This window comes from Clostridium weizhouense (genome assembly GCF_019431045.1).
GTDB classification, from domain to species: domain Bacteria; phylum Bacillota; class Clostridia; order Clostridiales; family Clostridiaceae; genus Clostridium; species Clostridium weizhouense.
The window spans coordinates 175,310-200,012 of record NZ_JAHXPT010000004.1 but is presented as its reverse complement, the minus strand read 5'-3'; the positions used below and the strand labels follow the sequence as shown (position 1 = coordinate 200,012).

Below are 24,703 nucleotides of genomic sequence, written 5' to 3'. Positions count from 1 at the left end.
GATTAATGAGAGTAGCAATATTTTTTGGAAGTAAATCTGATACAGAGGTAATGAGAGGAGCAGCAAATGCATTAAAAGAATTTAATGTAGATTATAAAGCATTTATTCTTTCAGCTCATAGAGTACCAGAAAAGTTAGAAGAAACATTAGAAAAAGTTGAAAAAGATGGATGTGAAGTAATAATTGCAGGAGCAGGACTTGCAGCACATTTACCAGGAGTAATTGCATCAAAAACAATACTTCCTGTAATAGGAGTTCCTATTAATGCAGCTATTCAAGGATTAGATTCATTATATTCAATAGTACAAATGCCTAAAGCAATTCCAGTAGCAACAGTTGGAATAAATAATAGCTATAATGCTGGAATGTTGGCACTACAAATGTTAGCACTTAAAGATGAAAAGTTAAAAGATAAATTAATTGACTTTAGATTAAATATGAAGAAAAAGTTTATAGAGGAAAATGGGGAAGGGGTAGAATTATAATGGAAAAATTACAAATGTTATATGAAGGAAAAGCTAAACAAATTTATGCAACTGATAAATCAGATGAGGTAATAGTATATTACAAAGATGATGCAACAGCATTTAATGGAGAGAAAAAGGGTCAAATTGAAGATAAAGGTGTTATGAATAATGAGATTACTTCAATTTTATTCGAATTGCTAGAAAAGAAAGGTATAGAGACTCACTTTATTAAAAAATTAAGTGATAGAGAGCAATTATGCAAAAAAGTAGAAATAATTCCACTTGAAGTAATTGTAAGAAATATAGCAGCTGGAAGTATGGCAAAAAGATTAGGCCTTGAGGAAGGGTTTAAGCTTAAAACTACAGTATTTGAATTTTCTTATAAAGATGATGAATTAGGAGATCCACTAATAAATAGTTATCATGCTGTAGCAATTGGTGCAGCTACATTTGAAGAAATAGATACAATTCTTAAAATGACAGCAAAAATAAATGATATATTAAAAGAAGTGTTCTTATTACAAAATATAAATTTAATTGATTTTAAACTTGAATTTGGTAAATGTGAAGATGGAACAATAGTTTTAGCTGATGAAATTTCACCAGATACTTGTAGATTTTGGGATGCAACTACAGGAGAAAAACTAGATAAAGACAGATTTAGAAGAGATTTAGGTAATGTTAAAGATGCATATGTTGAAATACTAAAGAGAATTTCTAAATAAGGCACAATCAAAAAATAACAAGTCTATTGTAACTTTGGACTTATTATTTATTTGCATGTGCTTAATAAAAATCAAGTATGAAAGGATTGTGTATATGAGTAATCCAATTTTTGAATTAATACTGGATCCGAGTATGGATAAATTTAAAGATGAATGTGGAGTTTTTGGTGTTTATGCAAATTTACCTATAGATGTTGCATCTATGACTTACTATGGACTTTATGCACTACAACATAGAGGGCAAGAAAGTGCAGGAATAGCAGTAGCTGATGGAAAAGAAATTGATATACACAAAGGTTTAGGGTTAATTACAGAAGCATTTGAAGAAGAGGATTTAAAAAGATTAAAGGGAAATATTGCTATAGGGCATGTTAGATATTCCACAGCAGGGGGCAAAGGAATAGAAAATGCTCAGCCAATATTGAGTACTTCAAAAGTAGGTTCAATAGCTATGGCTCATAATGGAAATTTAGTAAATGATGATGTAATAAAGGAATTACTTGAAGATGCGGGGCATATATTTCATACTTCAAGTGATTCTGAAGTAATAGCTTGCCTTATAGCAAGAAGTGCTAAAAAGGGGATTGCAAAAGCAGTAGTAGATGCAATGCAAGCTATAAGAGGATCATTTGCACTAGTTATTATGTCAAAAAATAAATTGATAGGAGCAAGGGATCCACACGGAATTAGACCACTTTCTTTGGGGAAAATTGAAGAAGGATATATATTAACTTCTGAAAGTTGTGCTTTAGATGCAATAGGCGCTGAATTTATAAGGGATATAGAACCAGGTGAAATTGTTGTAATAGATGATAAAGGAATAAATTCATATAGGTACTCTGAAAACACTCAATGTCAAACTTGTGCATTTGAATATATTTATTTTGCAAGACCAGATTCAAGAATTGATGGATTAGAAGTACACACAACAAGAGTAAGAGCTGGAGAAGAATTATTTAGGGAACATCCAATAGATGCAGATTTAGTTATTGCTGTTCCAGATTCGGGAATACCAGCAGCAATAGGATATGCAAAAGCATCAGGAATTCCTTATGACACAGGATTTATTAAAAATAGATATGTTGGAAGAACATTTATATCACCATCTCAAGAAATAAGAGAGAGAGCAGTTGCAGTAAAATTAAATCCATTAAAGGTAAATCTTCAAGGTAAAAGAGTAATACTAATAGATGATTCAATTGTAAGAGGTACGACATCAAAACATTTAGTTGAATCATTAAGAAAAGCTGGAGTTAAAGAAGTTAGTTTTTTAATCGCTTCTCCAAGTGTAAAATATCCTTGTTATTTTGGAATTGATACTCCGTATAGAAGTGAACTTATCGCTTCAACTAATACAGTAGAAGAAATAAAAGATATGATTGGAGCAGATTATTTAGGATATTTAAGTGAAGAAGGAATTTATAGAAGTTGTGAAGGTAAAAAAGGATTTTGTATGGGGTGTTTTAATGGAGTTTATCCAGTAGCTACACCAATAGAAATATCAAAAGATCTTGAAAGGTAGGATTAATAAATGATTACTTACAAAGAAGCTGGAGTTAACATAGAAGAAGGATACAAATCAGTTAAACTAATAAAAGAGTATGCAGCTAAAACTATGAGTAAATATGTTTTAAATGGTCTTGGAAGTTTTGCTGGAATGGTTGAACTTCCATCTGGATATGAAAAACCAGTACTTGTTTCAGGAACAGATGGAGTTGGAACTAAGCTTGAAATAGCATTTAAGAATAAAAAGTATGATACAGTTGGAATTGATTGTGTTGCTATGTGTGTTAATGACATTCTATGTCATGGGGCAAAACCATTATTTTTCTTAGACTATATTGCATGTGGAAAACTAGAAGCAGAAGTTGCTTCTGATTTAGTTAAAGGTATAGCTGATGGTTGTATTCAAGCGGAAAGTGCATTAATAGGAGGAGAAACTGCAGAAATGCCAGGTTTTTATGATGAAGGGGAATATGATATGGCAGGTTTTGCAGTTGGTATTGTTGATAAAGATAAGATTATTAATGGAAAAACTATTAAAGAAGGAGATAAATTAATTGGTATTGCTTCTTCAGGAATACATTCTAATGGATATTCATTAATAAGAAAAATCTTCCCAGATTTAAATGAAGAATTTAATGGAGAGGAAGTTTGGAAAACATTAATTACTCCAACTAAAATATATGTTAAACCAATACTTAAACTTTTAGAGAATTTTGATATTAAAGGAATGTCTCATATTACAGGTGGAGGATTTATTGAAAATGTTCCAAGAATGTTTAATGGAGGAGATTTTACAGCTGTAATAAATAAAGGTTCTTATCCATTACCAGCTATATTTGAAAAAATCATTGAAAAAGGTGTAGATAGAGAGCATATGTATAATACTTTTAATATGGGAATTGGATTTGTACTTGCCGTTAAAGAAGAGGATGCTCAGCCTATTATAAAAACTTTAATAGAAATGGGAGAAAAAGCTTATGAAATAGGTTATGTAACCTCTGGAGGTGAGGGTGTTTGTTTAAAATAGCAGTTTTAATTTCTGGAGGAGGAACTAATCTTCAATCGATAATAGATGCAATTGAAAGTAAACAAATTAATTGTAAAATTGAAATGGTTATTGGAAGCAGAGAAGATATTTATGGATTTGAAAGAGCTAAAAAACATAATATAGATACTTTTGTTGTTAATAAAAAGACATATGGAGAAAAATTTTCGGATAAGATTTTAGAGTTAACAAAAGGAAAAGTTAACTTAATAGTACTTGCAGGATTTTTATCAATTTTGGAAGGGAAAATTTTAGAAGAATTTAATAATAAGATAATAAATATACATCCATCATTAATTCCATCTTTTTGTGGACCTGGCATGTATGGGCTAAAAGTTCATGAAGCAGTAATTAAGAGTGGAGTGAAATTTTCAGGATGTACAGTACATTTTGTAAATTCAGAAGTTGATGGTGGAGCAATACTTCTTCAAGAGGTTGTTCCAGTTTATTTTGATGATGATTCAAAAACTCTTCAAAAAAGGGTATTAGAAAAAGAACATATTATTTTACCTAAAGCAATTAAATTAATTAGTGAAAATAAGATTGAATTTATAGATGGAAAAGCTAAGATAATTAAATAATGGGAGGTCTTCTAGTGAAAAAGAGAGCTTTAATAAGTGTATTTGATAAAGATGGAGTTTTAGATTTTGCTAAATTTTTAGTTTCTAATGATGTTGAGATAGTATCAACAGGAGGAACATATAGATATTTAAAAGAAAATGGAGTAAATGTAATTGAAATAAATGAAGTTACTAATTTCCCGGAAATGTTAGATGGAAGGGTTAAGACACTTCATCCATTAGTACATGCAGGAATACTTGCTATAAGAGATAATAAAGAACATATGAATACTTTAAAGGAAAAAGAAATTCATACAATAGATTATGTAATTGTAAATCTTTATCCCTTCTTTAAAAAAGTTAAGGAAGATTTAGAATTTGAAGAGAAGGTTGAATTTATAGATATTGGTGGTCCTACAATGCTTAGAGCTGCTGCTAAGAATTTTCAAGATGTTGTTGTGATTTCAGATAAGAATGACTATAAGATAGTGATGCATGAAATAAAAGAAAATGGAGAAGCCTCTTTAAAGACTAAGAAAAAATTAGCTGGTAAAGTATTTAATCTTATGAGTGCTTATGATGGAGCTATTTCAAACTTTTTATTAGAAGATGAAGAAGAGTATCCTGAATATCTTTCAGTTTCATATAAGAAAATGCAAGGATTAAGATATGGTGAAAATTCCCATCAAAGTGCAGCTGTTTATTCTTCAACAATGCTTGACGGTGCTATGAATACTTTTGATACATTAAATGGTAAAGAGTTGTCTTATAATAACTTTAAAGATGTTGATATAGCTTGGAAGTGTGCAAATGAATTTGATAAACCATCATGTTGTGCATTAAAACATAATACTCCTTGTGGCGTGGCTATAGGAAAAGATGCTTATGAGGCATATATGAAAGCGTATGAAGTTGATCCAACTTCTATATTTGGAGGAATAGTTGCATTTAATAGAATGGTAGATAAGAAAACAGCAGAGGAAATGGTTAAAATTTTCTTAGAGGTTATAGCAGCTCCAGGTTATGATGAAGATGCTTTAGAAGTATTAAAAACTAAAAAGAACTTAAGAGTTCTTAAATTTAATAGTATTCCAAAGTCAGAGAAGTACATGGTTACAGTTGATGGAGCAATGCTAGTACAACAAGAGGATAATAAATTAGTTGATGAAATAAAAGTTGTAACTGAAGTTAAACCTACTGAAGAGGAAATGGAAGATTTATTATTTGGAATGAAAGTGGTCAAATATGTTAAATCTAATGCTATAGTTGTTGCTAAGGATGGAATAGCACTTGGAATAGGAGGAGGTCAAGTTAATAGAATTTGGCCAACAGAAGATGCTTTAAGAAGAGGTAAGGGTGCTACAATACTTGCATCAGATGCATTTTTCCCATTTAGAGATGTAGTTGATAAAGCTGCTAAAGCTGGAATTAAAGCAATAATTCAACCAGGTGGTTCTATGAGAGATCAAGAATCAATAGATGCTTGTAATGAACATGGAATTGCAATGGTGTTTACAGGGCTTAGACACTTTAAGCATTAAACTATGTTTAAAAACCGTGTTGATATTGTAGTATAAAGCTCATAGACAGAGAAATTTGCATGCTAGTTCACCCTTATACTAAAATATCAGCATTCAGTTAAAACATAGCATAAATTAAATATCTAACTTTTGAATTTTGGGAGGAAACATATATGAAATTACTTTTAATTGGTTCAGGTGGTAGAGAACATGCACTAGCATGGAAGCTTGCAAAAAGTCCAAAAGTAGAAAAGATATTTGTAGCACCTGGTAATGGTGGAACTGCAATAGAAGATAAATGTGAAAATATAAATGTGACGGATATAGAAGAATTAATTAATTTTGCCAAAAAAGAAATTATAGATATCACAATAGTGGGTCCGGAAGAACCTTTAACAAAAGGAATTGTTAATAAGTTTCAACAAGAAGGATTAAAGATATTTGGACCAGCACAAAATGGAGCAATGCTTGAAGGTAGTAAAAGCTTTTCTAAAGCGTTTATGAAAAAATATGGAGTTAAAACTGCTGAATATGAAATATTTAATAATGCAGAAGAGGCGTTAAAATATTTAGAAAAGTGTTCTTATCCAACAGTAATTAAAGTTGATGGATTAGCAGCTGGTAAAGGTGTAGCTATATGTGAAACTAAAGAAGATGCAGTTAAAGCAGTAAACTCATATATGTTAGATGATATATTTAATGGAGCAGGACAAAAAATAGTAATTGAAGAATTTTTAGAAGGTGTTGAGGCATCAATACTATCAATAACTGATGGAAAGACAATAATTCCATTTATATCAGCCAAAGACCACAAACAAATCTTTGATGGTGGAAAAGGGCCTAATACAGGAGGCATGGGAGTCTTAGCGCCAAATCCATATGTGACTGAAGAAATTTTAGAAGATTTTAAAGAAAATATAATGAATAAAACTTTAATTGGTATTAGAGAAGAAGCATTTGACTTTAAAGGAATCATATTTTTTGGTCTTATGATTACTAAAAAAGGAACATATCTTCTAGAATATAATGTTAGAATGGGAGATCCAGAAACACAATCAGTACTTTATTTAATGGAAAGTGATCTCTTAGAAGTTATTCAAGCAGCTTTAAGTGAGGAACTAGCCAATATAGAAATAAAATGGAATAATGAGGTATGTATAAATGTAGTTTTAGCTTCAAATGGATATCCAGGAAAATTTACTAAAGGTTATGAAATACAAATAGATGAAAAGGTAAAAGATAAAGTATTTTTAGCAGGAGCTAAATTGGAAGATAATATTTTAAAAACTAACGGTGGAAGAGTATTATCTGTAATTGGAACTGGTAAGAATTTAGAAGAAGCTAGAGAAGATGCTTACTCAAATATTAAAGATGTTACATTTAAAAATGCTTATTATAGAAAAGATATAGGAATTTATGAATAATTTTAATTATAAAAAATAGTAGCTTTTAATTAGGCTACTATTTTTTGTGATTTAATATTTGTTAATTATATAATAAGATGTTATAAAAATGATTACATTTGAAAGAATATAACTGAGTATTAATTTTGAAAGGAGGATTTATATGAATAGAGAACAACTTACATATTATAAAGATAAACTTAATGAAGAAAAAAAAAGAGTTACTGGTCTTATTGATCAACTAAATATTAATGAAATGACTAAATATAATACTGAGGTTGCTAGTGAATTATCATTTTATGATAATCATCCTGCTGATATAGCTACTGAAACCTTTGAAGTTGAGATGGGCAGAGCACTTGAAGCGAATGAAGCATCAATGTTAGGTAAGATAAATGAAGCATTAAAATCAATTAATCAAGGAAGTTATGGAAAGTGTAAAAAATGCGGCAAGGATATACAAAAAGAAAGGTTAGATGCATTGCCTTATGCAGAAAATTGTATTGAATGTCAAAATACTCTTAGTACAGTGAAAAACTTTAATTCAAATCAGAGAGTAGTAGAAGAAAGTGTACTTAAACCATTGGGATATGGATTTACGCATTATAAAGGAGATAATATAGAGTTTGATGCAGAAGATAGTTATCAAGCAGTAGAACTTTTTAATAAAATTAATAATATAGAAGAATATTATAATGAAGATGATGATGTTGATGAGATAGAAAAAATAAGTAATCAGCAATATAAGGATCAATTACCTGATTAAATTATATTGTAACTTCATTTATAAAATTAAAACAATATTAAATTATAAGTTTTTAAAAAGTTATATATTCTAAAATAAATAAATGTAATAATACTTAAAGCTAAAGAGAACTAAATAATTAATCCCTTTAGCTTTAAGGTATTTATTAGTTATTTTTAATGTATAGCTTAACTAAGCATTGCTACTATTCCAAATGCTAGTATTACTTGTAAAATACAGCTAAGGATAAACCACATTATAACAGCACCTTTTTTCTTTTTGTGTGAAGCTTGTATATATAGCATACTGAATAGTGATCCTATACACATACCTAATACCCCTGTTAAAAGCAATCCTCCTAGTATATTTATAGCTGAAAGTACTAATACCCAAGAAGGTAAAGCACTTACGGGTTCATATTTAGTTCCTTTATTTAGATATACTCCATTTACAGCTAAATCAACTTCTTTTCCTATTACAACTAAATTACATTTTGTATCACCAAAACATATTTCATAGTCAATTAAATTAGTTATAGAACTAGATGATTTTAATTTTTGTACTTCACCATCTATAATAACTTTATTTCTAAATCCTTTCTTATATTCTACAGTATGACTTATTCCATCAACTTCTACTTTCCAGTTTTTCATTGCATTTCCTCCGAACTTGTTTTTTGAAATTTATTATTTATAATGTCAATTTAATATAAAAACAATTTATTATCGGTTTTTCTTTACATTTCTTTATATTTTTTATAAATTAATATACTTTTTTCTTGTTAATCTAATATTAACCATAATATTAACCATAATATTAATAAATATATCTAAAATAATATAATTATTAATATTAAAAGAACAAAATATCAAAATCTGTTCTAATAGTAATGAAATTAATAAAATTAAGATAATAGTATTTTATTAATTTTAAACAATAGTAATAGTTAAATTATCAAAGTTAAAGATAGATTATTATAGAAATAAATTATAATTTTACATTTTTTTATTTAAATATAAAATTTTATTGAGAAATTTTTAAAAATTATCTATAAACATATCTTAATTATTGTTGATTTATATAACAAATTGTTATTTTTAAAAATTTTGTAATTTAGATTTGTTGAAATTTGTTTTTAAATATGATATATTTACTTTCGCTAAGTTAGTTGTACATACAAATGAGAGATTATATACTAATATTTAAATTAATATAACTAAACCTTAATGAATTACTAGTAATTTATCTAACACGTAACTTTAAATTAAGAGCTATAAAAATAATGATGCCAAATTTAGTTAAATATCCAATAATAGCAGTACCTATTATTGGAAATGCTATCTTAAGTGGAGTAGGTTGTTATTTATTTAATTTGTAATAGATGCAAAAGAGGAGAGTGGATTAAAATGAAAATTGCAATTGTTGGAGCTGGAGCTATGGGCTCACGTTATGGATATATGTTACATGAAACTGGAAATGAAGTTTTTTTAATAGATGGGTGGAAGGATCATGTTAATAACATAAATAATCAAGGATTGATAGTAGAAGAAAATGGACAAATTAAAAAAGTAAAAATACCAGCAATGTTACCAGGAGATGCTGTAGAAATTCCGGATTTAGCAATTTTATTTACAAAATCAATGGGATTAGAGGCTATGCTAAAATCTGTGAAAAATATTTTGGGAAAAAATACTAAAGTATTATGTTTATTAAATGGACTAGGTCATAATGAAACTCTTGAAAAATATGTTGATAGCAAAAATATACTTATGGGAGTAACTTTATGGACAGCAGGATTAGCTGGACCTGGACATGTTGTATTATCAGGAGATGGAAGTTTAGAAGTACAAAACATTGATCCAAGTATGGAAGTAGAAGCAAAAGAAATTTGTGATGTATTAAATAAAGCAGGATTAAAAGCGCATTATAGTGAAGATGTTATCTTTTCAATATGGCGTAAAGCTTGTGTAAATGGAACTTTAAATAGTTGTTGTACAATTCTAGATTGTAATATCAAAGAGTTTGGAGAATTAAAACAAGCACCTCAACTTATCCGTAATATAATAAAAGAATTTTCAGATGTTGCTACTAAATATGGAGTAGAGTTAGATGTTGAAAAAGTTGCAAATGGAATAGAAGCAATATATGATCCAAGTCAAGCGGGAGAACATTATCCTTCAATGCACCAAGATTTAATTCAAAATCACCGTCTTACAGAAATTGATTATATAAACGGATATGTATCTAGAAAAGGAAAAGAATTTAATATAAATACACAATACAATGATTTATTTACAACAATGGTTCATGCCAAGGAGCAGCTACTTGTTAAATAGATAATGATTAAATTTAGAATGGAGGACATAATGCTTGAACAAAGTTTCTGCGAATGTTTATTTTTCACTGCAACTAGATTAAAGAAGATAGCAGCTAAAATAGCTGAAGATGAATTGAAACCATTAGGATTGTCTCCTACATATGTATATATTCTTCTTGGTGTAAAGTTTAAATCTGGAATAACACAAAAAGAATTAAGTGAAGAACTACATTTAAAGCCATCCACAATAACTAGACTTATAGATAAATTGGTTATAAATGATTTAGTTGAGAGAAAAACAGAAGGTAAATTATCACATATATATTTAACTAATGATGGTGAAAAAATTCAAGAAAATATACAAAAGTATAGATTGAAATTACATAATCGTTATAGAGAAATATTAGGAGAAGAATATAATTTGTTAACAGAGATAACAAATCAGTCTGCCAAAATATTGGAGTCTAAACAAAATAATATTTAATAATACTAAATTTAGAAATTGTATATAATATTATAAACTAAGATTAAATTTAGATAAAGTGTGCACCAAATAAAATTAATACATATAAATAACTATAGAGAGCAAAATTTGTTCTCTATTTTTTTATTCACTATATAAATGATAGTATTTTAATTAGACAGAAAATTTAAAATTTTAAGTAATTATATGTGTAAATATTGGGTATAATAAATTTGTATAAATAAATCTGTATAAATAAATCTATGTTAGGGGGAATATTAAATGTTAATATTAACAACAGACAATGTACCAGGGAAAAATATATGTGATATAAAAGGTCTTGTAAAAGGTAGTACTGTCAGATGTAAAAATATTGGGAAAGATTTAATGGCAGGATTTAAAAACATTGTTGGTGGAGAAATGAATGGTTATAATGAAATGCTTACAGAGGCAAGACAAATAGCAATAGGAAGAATGATAGATGAAGCTACTGAAAAAGGGGCAAATGCTATAATTGGAGTAAGACTTATGTCTTCATCAATAGCTCAAGGAGCAGCTGAAATGGTTGCATACGGTACAGCAGTAATTGTTGAGGAATAGTATAAATAAGTGATTTATTTGTAATACTTATATAATAAATTTATACATTAAGTATAATAATAAGTATAGTATTATTAAGTGTATAGACAAAAAATAAAGAAAAAATAATATAAATATTATAATGAATGCTTTTATAATAAGGAAATAAATTATTATAAAAGCATTTTATTTTTAATTTTTTTAGTGATATACTTATTTAGTTATTAGAAAACTTTTAGTAAGGATGAATTTTGAATGGAAAATAAAAATTATTTATATAATAATTATTTAAATATGGCTAGAAATTTAAAAAGTGAAAGAAACTTATTAAAAGCTCTTAAATTTTATAAAAAAGCATATTCATTAAATATAGGAAAAAAAGATATAGAATTTTTGCTTGACATGGCATTGTTATGTGATGAAATAGGCCTTAAGAGTGAAGCAAAAGAAAAATATTTTGAAGTAATAAATTTAGATAAAAATGATTCAAGAGCTTATTATGGTTTAGGGACAATATATGATGAGTGGGGAGACTTAGAAAATGCTAAGAAGTATTATAAAAAGGCTATACAAAAAGATCCTTCTTATGATAGGGCATATTTTTTCTTAGCTAATATATATGATGAATTAGGTGAGAAATATAAAGCAATAGAGTATTATAACAAATCTATTGAATTAAATCCAAAGGATTCATGGGGATATGCTAATATAGCATGTATTTTAGAAGAATTAGATAAAAATGAAGAAGCATTAAGATATATTAATAAAGCTTTAGAAATTGATTCATATCATTATAGGATATTGTTTAATAAAGGGGTAATATTAAATAAATTAAATAGAAAAGAAGAATGTATAAGATATTATAAAAAATCTATATTAAGTAATTCTAACTATCCTTATAGTTTTTTAAATTTAGCTGTTATTTATAGAGAAGATAATGATTTTATTAGTGCAATAAATATAATAAATCAAGGAATAAAAGAAAATCCAGATGAAGGTTTTTTGTATTATAATAGAGCTTGTTTTTATGTTAATATAGGAGAAGAATTTAAAGCTTTAAAAGATGTACAAAAAAGCATAGAATTAAATGATTTATTTTTGGAATATATGAAAGAAGATAAAGAACTAGATACTATAAGAAATTTAAAAGAATATAAAGATTTATTTGATTAGTATATAAATAAGCAATAAGTTAATTTTTATTATTTGGAGGGGCAATGGATATTATAATTAATAAAATGAAAAAAGAAGATTTTAATGAAATGATGAATATATATAATGAAGGAATAAAAACTGGAATTTCAACATTTCAAACAGAAGTTCCATCATACAATGAATGGGATGAAGCGCATATAAAAACCTGTAGATTAATTGCTAAAAGTGATAAAAAAATACTAGGATGGGTAGCACTATCTAAGATTTTTGCAAGAGAAGTATATAATGGATTTTTAGAATTAAGTATATATATTAAAGAAGGTTATAAAGGGAATGGAATTGGAAGAAAATTATTAAATAGTGTTATAGAAGAATCAGAAAAGGAAGAAATCTGGTCTCTTCAATCTTTAATAATTTCAACAAATGAAGCAAGTATAAATTTACATAGTAATTGTGGGTTTAGAAAGGTTGGATATTGGGAAAAAGCAGGAAAAATGAAAGATGGTATTTGGCATGATGTAGTAGTTATGGAAAGAAGAAGTAAAATGGTTGGGAAATAAAATAATAAATATTTTTTAGTAATATATAAGAATAATTGGGAGGTATAAATATGAAAGATACTTTTACAGATGGATTAGAAATATCAATGGATAATCTTTATAAGACAGGAGCATTTTTAACGGCTGGAGATGAAAAAAAAGCTAATACTATGACTATAAGTTGGGGAACAATAGGATATATTTGGAGAAGACCTATATTTATGGCTTTAGTTAGAGAAACAAGATATACTAAAGAATTCTTAGATTCTGGAGAGAGCTATACAGTAAGTGTTCCTTATGATGGAACTATGAAAGAAGAGTTAGCTATATGTGGAACAAAATCAGGTAGAGATATAGATAAAGAGAAGGAAGGTAATATTAAATTTATACCTGGCAAAAAAGTAAAAACACCTATAGTTGATGGATGTAATAAATATTATGAATGTAAAATAATGTTTAAACAAAGCATGGACTTTGATACTCTTGATGAAGAAATAAAACAAAAGTTTTATGGTGTGGGGGAATCAAAACATGTATTATACTTTGGTGAGATCGTAGAAGATTATACAAAATAGAAGATAAGTGATAATATACAGTCTAATATAAAAGGAGAATCTTTAAAAGATTCTCCTTTTATATTATTTTCTATATTGAATTCCTGATAAATTAGGTGTATGTTCAAATTCGATTGGTTCATTTTTATATAAAAATTTAACTCCATCAATCCATTCACCTTTATATTTTACTTGAAGGAATGTTTCTAATAAGCTAGATTCTGAAATTTCTCCACCAGTAGAACCTTGTAATTTATTTGTTGCCCAATTAGGTTTCTTTAAATCAGCGTTAGAAGTAACATTTTTATTTGTAGCATTTTCTTCTAAATTAATAGTAGCAATTTTTTTACCATCTACATTATCAATAGATTTAACTTCAATTGGTAATCCTTCAAAAACTTTTTCGGAAAGATTTTTTGATAACTCTTTAAGTTTATTTTCTAAACTTAAGTCTTTAGATAATTCAATATTTGAAATTTCTTTAATGCTCATGTTATCAGCATCCATTGTATATATAGAAAATTTCTCTTTTTCTTGTTTATCCTCTTTAGGAGTTTCAACAGGTTTAGTTTCCTTATTATTAGCAACATTTTTATCTGTATTGTTTGAATTTTCTACTGTAGTATTATTTGTATTGTTATCATTTGTAGGATTAGAAGTTGAGTTTGAAGAACATCCTATTAAAAAGATACTTAATGTTAATACTATAGTTAAAATCAATTTTTTATTCATTTATTTGTCCTCCTTCTTATGTAAAAATAATTAATCAGTTTAAAATATTGTAATAATTATAGCATAAATGCATACCAAATAAAAGATTTGGGTATAATATTACGCTTATTTATTAAATTTTGTCAAAAGTAAAGATTGACAACTTAATTTGATTGTAGTATATTTTGATTATCAAAATATTTGATTGTATAAATTATTAAGGCTTGGGGTAAAATTCTATCAATGCTTTAACTGGAGGAAAATACAAATGGAAAAATCTAAAAAGGTGGTTAATGAACTTTTAGTACAATTGTTTAATGATATTTTACAAATAGAAGAACATACATTGAGAGAAGGTGTAATATCAGATCTTTCAATTACTGAAATACATACAATTGAAGCAATAGGAATGTATACTAAAAGAACTATGTCTGAAGTAGCTCAAGACTTGAAAATAACTGTTGGAACTTTAACCACAGCAATTAATAAACTTATAAAAAAAGGATATGTTGAAAGAAATAGGATAGAAGAAGATAGAAGAGTGGTTTTAATTAGTTTGACTAAAAGGGGAAAACTTGCTTATAGATTACATGAAAAATTTCATGAAGATATGGTTACTAGTTCAATAGAAGGATTAAATCCAAATGAAGAAGAGATATTAACTTCATCATTAAGCAAAATAAATAAGTTTTTAAAAGAAAAATATAAATTAGAATAATTAAGGAGAATGTTATGAACATTAAAATAGGGGGAATAGGGGCATATTTACCAAAATTAGTAGTAACTAATGATAGAATTAGTGAATTTGTTACTACGAATGATGAGTGGATAGTAGAAAGAACAGGTATAAAAGAGAGAAGAATATCTGAAGGTGAAAATACATCACAAATTGCTATAAAAGCATCTAGTGTTGCCCTTAAAAGAGCTGGAATTAAAGGAGAAGATTTAGATTTAATAATTGTAGCAACAATTACTCCAGATATGTTTATGCCATCAGTAGCATGTTTAGTTCAAAAAGAATTGAATGCTGATAATGCAGCAGCATTTGATATAAATGTTGCCTGTTCAGGTTTTGTATATGCATTAGAAACTGCAAATTCATTAATGAAATCATTAAATTATAAAAATGCATTAGTTATTGGTGCAGAAACACTTTCAAAAGTTGTTGATTGGACTGATAGATCAACTTGTATATTATTTGGTGATGGAGCAGGTGCTGCTGTACTTGTAAATGATGAAAAAAAAGGAATAATAAATTCATACTTAAAAACAGAGGGTAAAAAAGGAGATTCTTTAACTATAGGAGCATTAGAATTTAATACTCCATTTACTAAGGAAAAATCTGAAACTAAACAATATGTAGAAATGAATGGAAGAGAAGTTTTTAAATTTGCTACATCAGCAATTATTAAAGCGATTGATGGAGTACTAGAAAATACAGATGTTTCGTTAGAGGATATAAAATATATAGTACCACATCAAGCTAATGTAAGAATCTTAGATTATGTTGCTAGAAAATTAAATTTAGATATAAATAAATTTTATTTAAACTTAGATAAAGTGGGTAATACATCATCAGCGTCTGTACCATTAGCATTAAATGAAATGTATGAAAAAAATATGTTAAATGATGGAGATAAAATACTTTTAGTTGCTTTTGGTGGAGGCTTAAGTTATGGAGCTACATTACTAGAATGGTAATTTATTAAAATAAAAAAGTTATAAAATTAAAATTTAAATAGATAAGATATAAGGAAATTTTAGGAGGAAAATAATATGTTATTTGAAGAAATTAGAGATGTAATATGTGAACAATTAGGAGCAGAAAGCGATGGAATAACTTTAGATACAACATTTGAAGAATTAGGAGCTGATTCTTTAGACTTATTCCAAGTTGTAATTGAATTAGAGGAAAAATATGATATTCAAATAGAAGAAGTTGAGAATTTAAAGAGCTTAAGAGATGCAGTTGCATATGTAGAAAAACATACAAACAACTAATTATAAAAAAATAAAAGATAAATAAATCGGGCATGCAATTATAAGTATTCCCGATTTACTTATAAAGTTTAGTATTTTTATAAAATTACTAGGAGGAAATTTTAGTGAAGAATAATAGAGTATGCGAATTACTTAATATAGAATACCCTATATTTCAAGGAGGTATGGCTTGGATAGCAGATGCTTCTTTAGCAGCATCAGTAAGTGAAGCAGGTGGGATAGGAATAATAACAGGTGCAGCACCAACTGAATGGGTTAGAAATCAAATAAGAGAAGCTAAAAAATTAACTAAGAAGCCATTTGGTGTAAACATAATGTTAATGTCTGAAAATGCAGAAGAAATAGCAGATTTAGTATGTGAAGAAGGAGTATCTATTGTTACAACAGGTGCAGGAAGTCCAGGAAAATACATGGAAAAATGGAAAAGCCATAATATAAAAGTAATTCCAGTTGTTGCATCAGTAGCTCTTGCTAAAAGAATGGAAAAATCAGGTGCGGATGCTATTATAGCTGAAGGAACAGAATCAGGTGGACACGTAGGCCAATTAACTACTATGGCTTTAATACCACAAGTTGTAGATGCAGTTAGTATTCCAGTAATAGCAGCTGGTGGAATAGGTGATGGAAGAGGCGTAGCAGCTTCATTTATGCTAGGTGCTGAAGGTGTTCAAGTTGGAACTAGATTTTTAGTATCTAAGGAATGTACAGTGAATCAAAATTACAAAGATAAGATTTTGAAAGCTAAAGATATAGATACAGAAGTAACAGGAAGATCAACGGGACATCCAGTAAGAGTTATTAAAAATAAACTTTCTAGAAATTATGTTAAATTAGAAAAAAGTGGTGCAGATGTTGAAGAGTTAGAAAAACTAGGTGCTGGGACATTAAGAAAAGCTGTTATTGAAGGTGATATGGATAATGGTTCTATAATGTCAGGTCAAATTGCAGGATTAGTTAATAAAGAACAAACTTCTAAAGAAATAATTGAAGAAATGTTTAACGAAGCAAAAGAAAGATTCAAGCTGTTTGGAGGAAACAATGAGTAATAGAAAAATAGCATTCCTTTTTCCTGGGCAAGGAGCTCAATATGTAGGTATGGCAAAGGAATTTTATGAAGAAATACCTGAGTGTAGAGAAATAGTAGATAATGCAGAAAAAATATTAAATATGCCTATAAAGGATATGTTATTTAATGGACCAGAAGAAGCATTAATGCAAACTGAAAATGCTCAACCTACAATAGTAATTGCTTCTTTAGTTGCTTTAAAAGCTCTTGAAGTTAATAACATTAATGCTGAATATACTGCTGGACTAAGTTTAGGTGAATATGGAGCGTTGATATATGGTGGAGCACTTTCATTAGAAGATGGATTACTTCTTGTAAAAGAAAGAGGAAGAATAATGGGAAATTCACTTCCAAAGGGTCTTGGAAAGATGGCTGCTATATTGAAACTTGATAATGATAAAATAGATGAGTTATTAGAAAAAGCAAGTGAATTTGGAATAGTTGAAGCTGCAAATTATAATTGTCCTAAACAAGTAGCAATTGCAGGAGAAAATAAAGCAATTGATGAGGCAGTAAAAATAGCTAAAGAACTTGGTGGTTTAGGTATACCTTTAAAAGTGAGTGGACCATTTCATAGTTCACTTTTGAAACCAGCAAGTGAAGAATTTTATAATACATTAGAAAAAGTAACTATAAAAGAATTAAATAAAGTAGTTTATTCCAATGTAAAGGGATTACCTTACAAAGAAGATGATGATATTAAGGATTTATTAAAGAGACATATAAGATCATCAGTACTTTTTGATAAAACTATTGAAGATATGATAGAAAATGGAGTAGATACATTTATTGAAGTAGGTCCAGGTAAGATACTTAGCGGATTTGTAAAAAAGATTAATAGAAATGTTCAAATTTTAAATGTTGAAAATATGGAGTCATTAAATAAAGTATTAAAGAGCTTAGAAGTTAACTAGCTTAAGGAGGATTTATATTATATGTTAAAAGGAAAATGTGCGATTATTACAGGTGCAGCAAGAGGAATAGGTAAAGCCATTGCTTTAAAGCTCGCTTCACTTGGAGCAAATATAGTTTTAAATTATAGAAGTAGTGAAGACGAAGCTAAAATAGTTGCTGCTGAAATAGAAAAAATGGGTGTTGAAGTTTTAACTGTTAAAGGTGACATAAGTAATTTAAATGAAGTGGAAAATCTTATAAATACAGCAAAAGAAAGATTCGGAATTATAGATATTATTGTAAATAACGCTGGAATTACAAAAGATACGCTTATACTTAGAATGAAAGAAGAGGACTTTGATAGCATCATTGATGTAAATCTAAAAGGAGTTTTTAATTGTTTAAAATCAGTTACTCCAGTTATGGTAAAACAAAAGCATGGAAAAATAATAAATATTTCATCAGTAGTTGGTGTTGTTGGAAATGCAGGGCAAGTAAATTACGCTGCATCTAAAGCAGGGGTTATAGGAATGACTAAATCTTTAGCTAAAGAGTTGGGTGGAAGAGGCATTAATGTAAATGCAGTAGCACCAGGATTTATTGAAACTGATATGACGAGCACTTTAGGAGATAAGGTAAAAGAAGAAGCGAAGAAAAACATACCATTAAAGAAATTTGGAACTACAGAAGATGTTGCAGGTGTTGTAGCTTTTCTTGCTAGTGAAGATTCAAAATATATCACAGGTCAAGTTATAAACGTTGACGGTGGAATGGTAATGTAGTGGAGGATTAGAGAGTTATGGAAAGAAGAGTTGTAGTTACAGGTATGGGAGCATTAACTCCTATAGGTAATAATGTAGATACGTTTTGGAAAAATAGTAAAGAAGGTAAATTAGGGATAGATTTTATAAAATTAATCGATAATGATTTAATTGATGTTAAGATTGCTGGGGAACTTAAAGATTTTAACCCAGAAGATATAATAGGAAAAAAAGAGTGCAAGAGACTAGATAGATTTGCTCAAATGGCAATGGTTGCAGCTGATGAAGCAATAAAAGATTCATGTATAGATTTAGATAAAGTAGATAAAAAGAGATTTGGAGTTATGGTAGGTTCAGGAATAGGTGGATTTGCTACAATTGAGAGTGAATGTAGTAAGTTAGTTACAGGAAAATCAAAAAGAATGTCTCCGTTTTTTGTTCCAATGGCTATTATAAATTTAGCAGCAGGAAATATTGCAATTCAATATGGTTTAGAAGGAGCTTGCACATCAGTAGTAACAGCATGTGCAACTGGAACTAACAATATAGGGGATGCATTTAGAGCTATAAAGCATGGATATGCAGATATAATGTTAGCAGGAGGAGCAGAAGCTCCAATCACAAGAATTGGTATAGGTGGATTTCATAGTATGAAAGCGCTTAATTCATCTAATGATCCATCTAAAGCATCTACTCCTTTTGACAAAAATAGAAGTGGTTTTGTAATGGGAGAAGGAGCAGGAATACTAGTACTTGAATCTTTAGAATCAGCACAAGCAAGAGGAGCTAAAATTTTAGCAGAAATAGTTGGTTATGGTTCAACTTGTGATGCTTATCATATTACATCTCCACATCCAGATGGAGTTGGAGCAGCAGAATCTATGCTTCAAGCAATAAATGAAGCTGGAATAAAAGAAAGTGAAGTTTCTTATATTAATGCACATGGAACTTCAACTCAATTAAATGATAAATTTGAAACTGCTGCAATTAAAAGAGTTTTTGGAGAAGATGCTTATAACATACCGATATCTTCTACAAAATCAATGACAGGTCATCTATTAGGAGCAGCTGGAGCCATTGAATCAGTAATATGTATAAAAGCTTTAGAAGAAGGATTTATTCCTCCAACAATAGGATATGAAACAAAAGATGAAGAGTTAGATTTAGATTATGTACCTAATATAGGAAGAAAACAAGATGTTAAGTATGCTTTAACAAACTCTTTAGGTTTTGGTGGACATAACGCAACATTGCTATTTAAAAGATGGGAATAGTAATTTAGGAGGGAATTTTTATGGATTTTGAAAAAATTAAAGAACTTATTAATGTGGTAAATGCTTCGGATTTAGCATTTTTTGAAATAAAGACTGATGAAAGTTATATAAAAATGGATAAGTCATTAACTAGAAATTTAGGAGAAGTTTCTAATAATAAAGAAAATGTATCAGTTAGAGAATTAGTTGATGAAAAAATTGAGAAAGTTAATAAGCAAGAAAAAAAAGAACTAAGAGAAGAATTAAATATAAATAAACAACTTGAAAATGATGATTTAGGTGATGCAACAATAATCACTTCACCAATGGTGGGTACATTCTATTCATCACCATCTCCTGAAAGTGATCCTTTTGTTAACGAGGGAGATGAAATAAAAAAAGGTCAAACTATTTGCATAATTGAAGCTATGAAACTTATGAATGAAATTGAAAGTGATTATAGCGGTAAGATAATTAAATGCTTTGCAAAAGATGGAGATATGGTAGAATATGGCCAAAAATTGTTTGCTATAAAGGGGGAGTAATTGTATGTTAAAGATAAAAGAAATAAAGGAAATTTTGCCTCATAGATATCCATTTTTACTTATTGATAGAGTAACTGAGATGGATATAGAAGAAAAATTATTTGTAAGAGGATATAAAAATGTTTCTGCAAATGAAGAGTTTTTCCAAGGACATTATCCAGAAGAACCTATTATGCCAGGAGTTTTACAAATAGAAGCATTAGCTCAAGCGGGTGCAGTAGCAATTCTTTCTATGGAAAAGTTTAAAGGTAAAACACCATTATTTGCTGGAACTAATAAAGTAAGGTTTAAAGCCAAAGTTGTACCAGGAGATAGATTAGATTTATATTGTGAAATAATTAAATTAAAAGGACCAATAGGAATAGGTAAAGGGATAGCATCAGTTGATGGAAAAACAGTTTGTGAAGCTGAAATACTTTTTGCTATAGGATAGGTGAAGTTTATGTTTAAAAAAGTGCTTATTGCAAACAGAGGAGAAATTGCAGTTAGAATAATTAGAGCTTGTAGAGAGATGGGAATTCTTACAGTTGCTGTTTACTCAGAAATTGATAAAGAAGCACTTCATACTCAATTAGCTGATGAAGCAATTTGCATAGGACCAGCTGCAGCTAAAGACAGTTATTTAAATATTACAAATATCTTAAGTGCTTGTGTTTTAACAGGCGCAGATGCAATACATCCAGGATTTGGATTTTTATCAGAGAACCCTAAATTTGCAAAGATGTGTAGAGAATGTAATATAAAATTTATAGGGCCAGACTATGAATCTATTGAATTAATGGGTGATAAAGCAAGAGCTAGAGAAATAATGAAAAAAGCTAATGTTCCAGTTGTACCAGGATATGAAGGTTCTATAGAAAATGAAGAACATGCTTTAAGTATTGCCAAAGAAATTGGTTATCCAATAATGATAAAGGCAGCAGCCGGTGGTGGCGGTAAAGGAATAAGAGTTGCAAGAAATGATGAAGAATTTTTAAAAGGATATAAAACTGCAAAATCAGAAGCTAAGGCATGTTTTGGTGATGATAGATTATATATAGAAAAATTTATTGAAAATCCAAGACATATTGAGTTTCAAATCTTAGCTGATGAACATGGTAATGTTATTCATTTAGGAGAAAGAGAATGTTCTCTTCAAAGAAAAAATCAAAAGGTATTAGAAGAGGCTCCTTCTAATATACTAACTGAAGAAATTAGAACTAACATGGGTGAAATTGCAAAAAAAGCAGCAAAAGCTGTTAATTACAAGAATGCTGGTACAATAGAGTTCTTATTTGATAAAAATAATAATTTTTATTTTATGGAAATGAATACAAGAATACAAGTAGAGCATCCTATAACAGAGATGATTACAGGAGTAGATTTAGTCAAAGAACAATTAAAGATAGCTTATGGTGAAAAATTATCATTAACTCAAGAAGATATAAATATAACAGGTCATGCTATAGAATGTAGAGTTAATGCAGAAGATCCAGAAAATGATTTTAGACCATGTCCAGGAGAAATTTCAGAACTTTGCCTTCCTGGTGGGATGGGAGTAAGAATAGATTCAGCAATATTTTGTGGATACAAAATTCCATATTGTTATGATTCAATGGTTGCCAAACTTATTACCTATGGAAAAACACGAGATGAAGCAATTGTTAAGATGAAAAGAGCTTTAGGTGAATTTGCAGTAGGTGGGGTTAGGACAAACATAGATTTTCAATTTTCTATACTTGAAACTGAAGAATTCTTAAGAGGAGAATATGATACGTCATTTTTAGCAGAAAAGATGGTGAAGAATAATGCTTAAAGATTTGTTTAGAAAAAATCAATATGCTACTGTTAATCCTTCAGTACTTAAAAATAATATTACTGCAAAAATACCTGAAGATAAACCTAATATCCCTTCAGGTATGTGGACCAAATGTAATAGTTGTAATAGTATGATTTATTACGAAGATTTAGAAAATAATAAACATGTCTGTACAAAGTGTGGTTATCATTTTAGAATAAGTCCACAAGAAAGAATAAAACAGTTTTTTGACAAAGATACATTTAAAGAAATGTGGAAAGTTCTAACAACTAATAATCCAATTAACTTTGAAGGTTATGAAGAAAAAATTAAAAAGATTAAAAATACTATAGATAGTAATGAAGCAGTGGTTACAGGAGTAGGAAGAGTTAATGGCATAGAAATAGCATGTGCTATAATGGATAGTTTCTTTATGATGGGAAGTATGGGTACTGTTGTTGGAGAAAAGATAACTAGAATAGTAGAATATGCTACTGAAAATAAAATGCCAGTTGTTATCTTTACTGCTTCTGGTGGTGCAAGAATGCAAGAAGGAATATATTCATTAATGCAAATGGCTAAGATAAGTAGTGCTATAGCAAAACATGATGATGCGGGACTTTTATATATTACTGTTTTAACAGATCCAACTACTGGTGGTGTAACAGCAAGTTTTGCTATGGAAGGTGATATTATTTTAAGTGAACCAAATGCTTTGATAGGATTTGCAGGAAGAAGAGTAATAGAAAATACAATTAAAGAAACTCTTCCTGATTCATTTCAAAAAGCAGAATTTTTACTTGAAAAAGGTTTTGTTGATAAGATTATAGAAAGAAACAATATGAGGTCATGTATATATAAAATTCTTGTTTTACATGGAGTTGGTAGATATGAATAAAGAGTTAATGAAAGCTATAACAGTTACACCATGGGAAAAGGTGGAGATTGCTAGACATAAAGAAAGACCTACAGCAAAATATTATATTGAGAATATATTTAAAGATTTTATTGAATTTCATGGTGATAGATTATTTGGAGATGATAAAGCTGTTATAGGTGGAATAGCTTCAATAGAAGGTATAAATGTTACCGTGGTTGCTATAACAAAAGGGTCTAATACTGCTGAAAATATTGAAAGAAATTTTGGTATGCCAAATCCTGAAGGATATAGAAAAGCTTTAAGGCTTATGAAGCAAGCAGAAAAATTTAATAGACCAGTAATTTGTTTTATAGATACACCAGGAGCATTTTGTGGTGTTGGAGCAGAGGAAAGAGGGCAAGGAAGTGCTATAGCAAATAATTTAGTGGAATTAAGCAGACTTAAAGTACCGGTTATTTCAATCGTTATTGGAGAAGGTGGAAGTGGGGGTGCTTTAGCATTAACTGTTGGTGATAGAATACTTATGTTAGAAAATGCTATATATTCAATACTTTCACCAGAGGGATTTGCTTCAATCTTATGGAAGGATAGTAAAAGAGCAAAAGAAGCTGCTGAAGTTATGAAAATAACAGCACAAGATTTAAAAAAATTTGGTATTATAGATAAAATAGTAAGAGAACCTAAAGGGGGATCACATAAAAATCCGGTTAAGCAAACTCTTATGATAAAGGAAGAAATTTCAAATTCATTAAAAGAAGTTAGATTTACAGAAATAGATAAATTATTAAATGAAAGATATGATAAATTTAGAAAAATTGGAATTTAAATAATAATTAATATTGTAATATATAAAATATATTTAAAGAAGCTCTATGGATTTTAGTATCATAGAGCTTCTTTAAATATAAAATTACTAAAATGGAAAAATATCATAATACAAATTTATATATAATAATATTGACAATAATATTATGTAGAAATAAGATAGTATATAAGTTCCACTAAAGTTTGTTCATTAATATAAATCTTAAAATATTTATAAATAATATAACTTACCAATACAGTGAGGAACTTATATAGAAAATTTATGATATATATACTTCTAATTATATGTTGTTAATTAAGTCACATACAATGATTCTTTTATGTATTATTTTATTTCATGTGTCTAAAGATATAATTTTATATAAAAGATAAACTTAATTTAATTAGAATATATATATTAAATATATTGTTA

The 24,703-nt window shown here is 28.5% G+C and carries 28 protein-coding genes and 1 pseudogene; 27 read left to right on the top strand and 2 right to left on the bottom strand.

Going from position 1 to position 24,703, the window contains the following annotated elements; translation table 11 throughout:
- Positions 1–5: 5 nt before the first annotated feature.
- From purE to KYD98_RS07140, 8 genes are all read left to right on the top strand, one after another.
- Entirely contained in the window at positions 6–485 is a 480-nt protein-coding gene (gene purE, locus KYD98_RS07175) for a 5-(carboxyamino)imidazole ribonucleotide mutase (protein WP_219778928.1), read from the top strand.
- Positions 485–1,192 carry a phosphoribosylaminoimidazolesuccinocarboxamide synthase gene (gene purC, locus KYD98_RS07170; protein WP_219778927.1) on the top strand — a complete coding sequence of 236 codons (708 nt, stop codon included), beginning with the start codon at positions 485–487 and terminating at the stop codon, positions 1,190–1,192. Before purE ends, purC begins: the two co-directional genes overlap by 1 nt.
- 94 nt (positions 1,193–1,286) lie before the next feature.
- Positions 1,287–2,714 carry an amidophosphoribosyltransferase gene (gene purF, locus KYD98_RS07165; RefSeq protein ID WP_219778926.1) on the top strand — a complete coding sequence of 476 codons (1,428 nt, stop codon included), beginning with the start codon at positions 1,287–1,289 and terminating at the stop codon, positions 2,712–2,714.
- A gap of 9 nt (positions 2,715–2,723) precedes the next feature.
- Positions 2,724–3,725, top strand: coding sequence for a phosphoribosylformylglycinamidine cyclo-ligase (gene purM / locus KYD98_RS07160; protein WP_219778925.1), 1,002 nt, complete (start codon positions 2,724–2,726; stop codon positions 3,723–3,725).
- A complete protein-coding gene (gene purN / locus KYD98_RS07155; protein WP_219778924.1) occupies positions 3,713–4,324 on the top strand; it encodes a phosphoribosylglycinamide formyltransferase in 612 nt (203 codons plus the stop codon). Before purM ends, purN begins: the two co-directional genes overlap by 13 nt.
- Before the next feature lie 14 nt (positions 4,325–4,338).
- Entirely contained in the window at positions 4,339–5,844 is a 1,506-nt protein-coding gene (purH, locus tag KYD98_RS07150; RefSeq protein WP_219778923.1) for a bifunctional phosphoribosylaminoimidazolecarboxamide formyltransferase/IMP cyclohydrolase, read from the top strand.
- 152 nt (positions 5,845–5,996) lie between these two features.
- The gene (gene purD / locus KYD98_RS07145) at positions 5,997–7,247 is read left to right on the top strand and encodes a phosphoribosylamine--glycine ligase (protein ID WP_219778922.1); all 1,251 of its coding nucleotides are present in this window, start codon (positions 5,997–5,999) and stop codon (positions 7,245–7,247) included.
- A gap of 142 nt (positions 7,248–7,389) precedes the next feature.
- Positions 7,390–7,992 (top strand): TraR/DksA C4-type zinc finger protein, encoded by a 603-nt coding sequence (locus tag KYD98_RS07140; RefSeq protein WP_219778921.1) that lies wholly within the window; start codon positions 7,390–7,392, stop codon positions 7,990–7,992.
- A gap of 167 nt (positions 7,993–8,159) precedes the next feature.
- Here the strand turns inward: KYD98_RS07140 and KYD98_RS07135 are convergent, their stop codons facing one another.
- On the bottom strand, positions 8,160–8,624 hold the full coding sequence (locus KYD98_RS07135; protein WP_219778920.1) for a hypothetical protein: 465 nt from the start codon (positions 8,622–8,624) through the stop codon (positions 8,160–8,162).
- Between the two features lie 611 nt (positions 8,625–9,235).
- Here KYD98_RS07135 and KYD98_RS18500 point away from each other — a divergent pair.
- The 7 genes and pseudogenes from KYD98_RS18500 to KYD98_RS07105 form a co-directional block, all read left to right on the top strand.
- Positions 9,236–9,346 (top strand): annotated as a pseudogene (locus KYD98_RS18500) (PTS sugar transporter subunit IIC); the annotation flags it as partial.
- A 31-nt stretch (positions 9,347–9,377) separates the two neighbouring features.
- The gene (locus tag KYD98_RS07130; RefSeq protein ID WP_219778919.1) at positions 9,378–10,307 is read left to right on the top strand and encodes a 2-dehydropantoate 2-reductase; all 930 of its coding nucleotides are present in this window, start codon (positions 9,378–9,380) and stop codon (positions 10,305–10,307) included.
- Between the two features lie 30 nt (positions 10,308–10,337).
- Positions 10,338–10,772 (top strand): MarR family winged helix-turn-helix transcriptional regulator, encoded by a 435-nt coding sequence (locus KYD98_RS07125; protein WP_219778918.1) that lies wholly within the window; start codon positions 10,338–10,340, stop codon positions 10,770–10,772.
- A 261-nt stretch (positions 10,773–11,033) separates the two neighbouring features.
- On the top strand, positions 11,034–11,351 hold the full coding sequence (locus tag KYD98_RS07120) for a heavy metal-binding domain-containing protein (RefSeq protein WP_219778917.1): 318 nt from the start codon (positions 11,034–11,036) through the stop codon (positions 11,349–11,351).
- A gap of 234 nt (positions 11,352–11,585) precedes the next feature.
- Positions 11,586–12,503 carry a tetratricopeptide repeat protein gene (locus tag KYD98_RS07115; RefSeq protein WP_219778916.1) on the top strand — a complete coding sequence of 306 codons (918 nt, stop codon included), beginning with the start codon at positions 11,586–11,588 and terminating at the stop codon, positions 12,501–12,503.
- A gap of 44 nt (positions 12,504–12,547) precedes the next feature.
- The gene (locus tag KYD98_RS07110) at positions 12,548–13,045 is read left to right on the top strand and encodes a GNAT family N-acetyltransferase (RefSeq protein ID WP_219778915.1); all 498 of its coding nucleotides are present in this window, start codon (positions 12,548–12,550) and stop codon (positions 13,043–13,045) included.
- A gap of 50 nt (positions 13,046–13,095) precedes the next feature.
- A complete protein-coding gene (locus KYD98_RS07105; RefSeq protein ID WP_219778914.1) occupies positions 13,096–13,599 on the top strand; it encodes a flavin reductase in 504 nt (167 codons plus the stop codon).
- Positions 13,600–13,662: 63 nt separating this feature from the next.
- Here the strand turns inward: KYD98_RS07105 and KYD98_RS07100 are convergent, their stop codons facing one another.
- Entirely contained in the window at positions 13,663–14,310 is a 648-nt protein-coding gene (locus KYD98_RS07100) for a hypothetical protein (RefSeq protein WP_219778913.1), read from the bottom strand.
- A gap of 247 nt (positions 14,311–14,557) precedes the next feature.
- On the opposite strand from KYD98_RS07100, the gene KYD98_RS07095 reads away from it, so the two are divergent.
- The 12 genes from KYD98_RS07095 to KYD98_RS07040 all read left to right on the top strand — a co-directional run bounded on the left by KYD98_RS07095 (position 14,558) and on the right by KYD98_RS07040 (position 24,292).
- Positions 14,558–15,007: a MarR family winged helix-turn-helix transcriptional regulator gene (locus KYD98_RS07095; protein ID WP_219778912.1), complete on the top strand. Its 450-nt coding sequence runs from the start codon at positions 14,558–14,560 to the stop codon at positions 15,005–15,007.
- Between the two features lie 14 nt (positions 15,008–15,021).
- Complete coding sequence (locus KYD98_RS07090) at positions 15,022–15,990, top strand: beta-ketoacyl-ACP synthase III (protein WP_219778911.1); 969 nt, start codon at positions 15,022–15,024, stop codon at positions 15,988–15,990.
- Positions 15,991–16,065: 75 nt separating this feature from the next.
- Positions 16,066–16,290, top strand: a complete 225-nt coding sequence (locus tag KYD98_RS07085; RefSeq protein WP_219778910.1) for an acyl carrier protein — start codon at positions 16,066–16,068, stop codon at positions 16,288–16,290.
- A gap of 104 nt (positions 16,291–16,394) precedes the next feature.
- Positions 16,395–17,336: an enoyl-[acyl-carrier-protein] reductase FabK gene (gene fabK, locus KYD98_RS07080; protein WP_219778909.1), complete on the top strand. Its 942-nt coding sequence runs from the start codon at positions 16,395–16,397 to the stop codon at positions 17,334–17,336.
- Positions 17,329–18,270 carry an ACP S-malonyltransferase gene (gene fabD, locus KYD98_RS07075; RefSeq protein WP_219778908.1) on the top strand — a complete coding sequence of 314 codons (942 nt, stop codon included), beginning with the start codon at positions 17,329–17,331 and terminating at the stop codon, positions 18,268–18,270. Before fabK ends, fabD begins: the two co-directional genes overlap by 8 nt.
- Before the next feature lie 21 nt (positions 18,271–18,291).
- A complete protein-coding gene (gene fabG / locus KYD98_RS07070) occupies positions 18,292–19,032 on the top strand; it encodes a 3-oxoacyl-[acyl-carrier-protein] reductase (RefSeq protein WP_219778907.1) in 741 nt (246 codons plus the stop codon).
- Between the two features lie 17 nt (positions 19,033–19,049).
- Positions 19,050–20,285, top strand: a complete 1,236-nt coding sequence (gene fabF / locus KYD98_RS07065) for a beta-ketoacyl-ACP synthase II (RefSeq protein ID WP_219778906.1) — start codon at positions 19,050–19,052, stop codon at positions 20,283–20,285.
- Between the two features lie 20 nt (positions 20,286–20,305).
- A complete protein-coding gene (accB, locus tag KYD98_RS07060) occupies positions 20,306–20,809 on the top strand; it encodes an acetyl-CoA carboxylase biotin carboxyl carrier protein (protein ID WP_219778905.1) in 504 nt (167 codons plus the stop codon).
- 4 nt (positions 20,810–20,813) lie between these two features.
- Positions 20,814–21,242 carry a 3-hydroxyacyl-ACP dehydratase FabZ gene (gene fabZ / locus KYD98_RS07055; RefSeq protein WP_219778904.1) on the top strand — a complete coding sequence of 143 codons (429 nt, stop codon included), beginning with the start codon at positions 20,814–20,816 and terminating at the stop codon, positions 21,240–21,242.
- Between the two features lie 9 nt (positions 21,243–21,251).
- Positions 21,252–22,604: an acetyl-CoA carboxylase biotin carboxylase subunit gene (locus tag KYD98_RS07050; RefSeq protein ID WP_219778903.1), complete on the top strand. Its 1,353-nt coding sequence runs from the start codon at positions 21,252–21,254 to the stop codon at positions 22,602–22,604.
- Positions 22,597–23,484, top strand: coding sequence for an acetyl-CoA carboxylase, carboxyltransferase subunit beta (accD, locus tag KYD98_RS07045; RefSeq protein ID WP_219778902.1), 888 nt, complete (start codon positions 22,597–22,599; stop codon positions 23,482–23,484). The genes KYD98_RS07050 and accD overlap by 8 nt, the downstream gene beginning before the upstream one ends.
- The gene (locus KYD98_RS07040; RefSeq protein ID WP_219778901.1) at positions 23,477–24,292 is read left to right on the top strand and encodes an acetyl-CoA carboxylase carboxyltransferase subunit alpha; all 816 of its coding nucleotides are present in this window, start codon (positions 23,477–23,479) and stop codon (positions 24,290–24,292) included. Before accD ends, KYD98_RS07040 begins: the two co-directional genes overlap by 8 nt.
- Positions 24,293–24,703: the final 411 nt, after the last annotated feature.

Bases quoted from the DNA above. Each gene is read 5' to 3' on its own strand.
- purE (WP_219778928.1), top strand. From the start codon at position 6: ATGAGAGTAGCAATATTTTTTGGAAGTAAATCTGATACAGAGGTAATG.
- purC (WP_219778927.1), top strand. From the start codon at position 485: ATGGAAAAATTACAAATGTTATATGAAGGAAAAGCTAAACAAATTTAT.
- purF (WP_219778926.1), top strand. From the start codon at position 1,287: ATGAGTAATCCAATTTTTGAATTAATACTGGATCCGAGTATGGATAAA.
- purM (WP_219778925.1), top strand. From the start codon at position 2,724: ATGATTACTTACAAAGAAGCTGGAGTTAACATAGAAGAAGGATACAAA.
- purD (WP_219778922.1), top strand. From the start codon at position 5,997: ATGAAATTACTTTTAATTGGTTCAGGTGGTAGAGAACATGCACTAGCA.
- KYD98_RS07140 (WP_219778921.1), top strand. From the start codon at position 7,390: ATGAATAGAGAACAACTTACATATTATAAAGATAAACTTAATGAAGAA.
- KYD98_RS07135 (WP_219778920.1), bottom strand. From the start codon at position 8,624: ATGAAAAACTGGAAAGTAGAAGTTGATGGAATAAGTCATACTGTAGAA.
- KYD98_RS07130 (WP_219778919.1), top strand. From the start codon at position 9,378: ATGAAAATTGCAATTGTTGGAGCTGGAGCTATGGGCTCACGTTATGGA.
- KYD98_RS07125 (WP_219778918.1), top strand. From the start codon at position 10,338: ATGCTTGAACAAAGTTTCTGCGAATGTTTATTTTTCACTGCAACTAGA.
- KYD98_RS07120 (WP_219778917.1), top strand. From the start codon at position 11,034: ATGTTAATATTAACAACAGACAATGTACCAGGGAAAAATATATGTGAT.
- KYD98_RS07115 (WP_219778916.1), top strand. From the start codon at position 11,586: ATGGAAAATAAAAATTATTTATATAATAATTATTTAAATATGGCTAGA.
- KYD98_RS07110 (WP_219778915.1), top strand. From the start codon at position 12,548: ATGGATATTATAATTAATAAAATGAAAAAAGAAGATTTTAATGAAATG.
- KYD98_RS07105 (WP_219778914.1), top strand. From the start codon at position 13,096: ATGAAAGATACTTTTACAGATGGATTAGAAATATCAATGGATAATCTT.
- KYD98_RS07100 (WP_219778913.1), bottom strand. From the start codon at position 14,310: ATGAATAAAAAATTGATTTTAACTATAGTATTAACATTAAGTATCTTT.
- KYD98_RS07095 (WP_219778912.1), top strand. From the start codon at position 14,558: ATGGAAAAATCTAAAAAGGTGGTTAATGAACTTTTAGTACAATTGTTT.
- KYD98_RS07090 (WP_219778911.1), top strand. From the start codon at position 15,022: ATGAACATTAAAATAGGGGGAATAGGGGCATATTTACCAAAATTAGTA.
- KYD98_RS07085 (WP_219778910.1), top strand. From the start codon at position 16,066: ATGTTATTTGAAGAAATTAGAGATGTAATATGTGAACAATTAGGAGCA.
- fabD (WP_219778908.1), top strand. From the start codon at position 17,329: ATGAGTAATAGAAAAATAGCATTCCTTTTTCCTGGGCAAGGAGCTCAA.
- fabG (WP_219778907.1), top strand. From the start codon at position 18,292: ATGTTAAAAGGAAAATGTGCGATTATTACAGGTGCAGCAAGAGGAATA.
- fabF (WP_219778906.1), top strand. From the start codon at position 19,050: ATGGAAAGAAGAGTTGTAGTTACAGGTATGGGAGCATTAACTCCTATA.
- accB (WP_219778905.1), top strand. From the start codon at position 20,306: ATGGATTTTGAAAAAATTAAAGAACTTATTAATGTGGTAAATGCTTCG.
- fabZ (WP_219778904.1), top strand. From the start codon at position 20,814: ATGTTAAAGATAAAAGAAATAAAGGAAATTTTGCCTCATAGATATCCA.
- KYD98_RS07050 (WP_219778903.1), top strand. From the start codon at position 21,252: ATGTTTAAAAAAGTGCTTATTGCAAACAGAGGAGAAATTGCAGTTAGA.
- accD (WP_219778902.1), top strand. From the start codon at position 22,597: ATGCTTAAAGATTTGTTTAGAAAAAATCAATATGCTACTGTTAATCCT.
- KYD98_RS07040 (WP_219778901.1), top strand. From the start codon at position 23,477: ATGAATAAAGAGTTAATGAAAGCTATAACAGTTACACCATGGGAAAAG.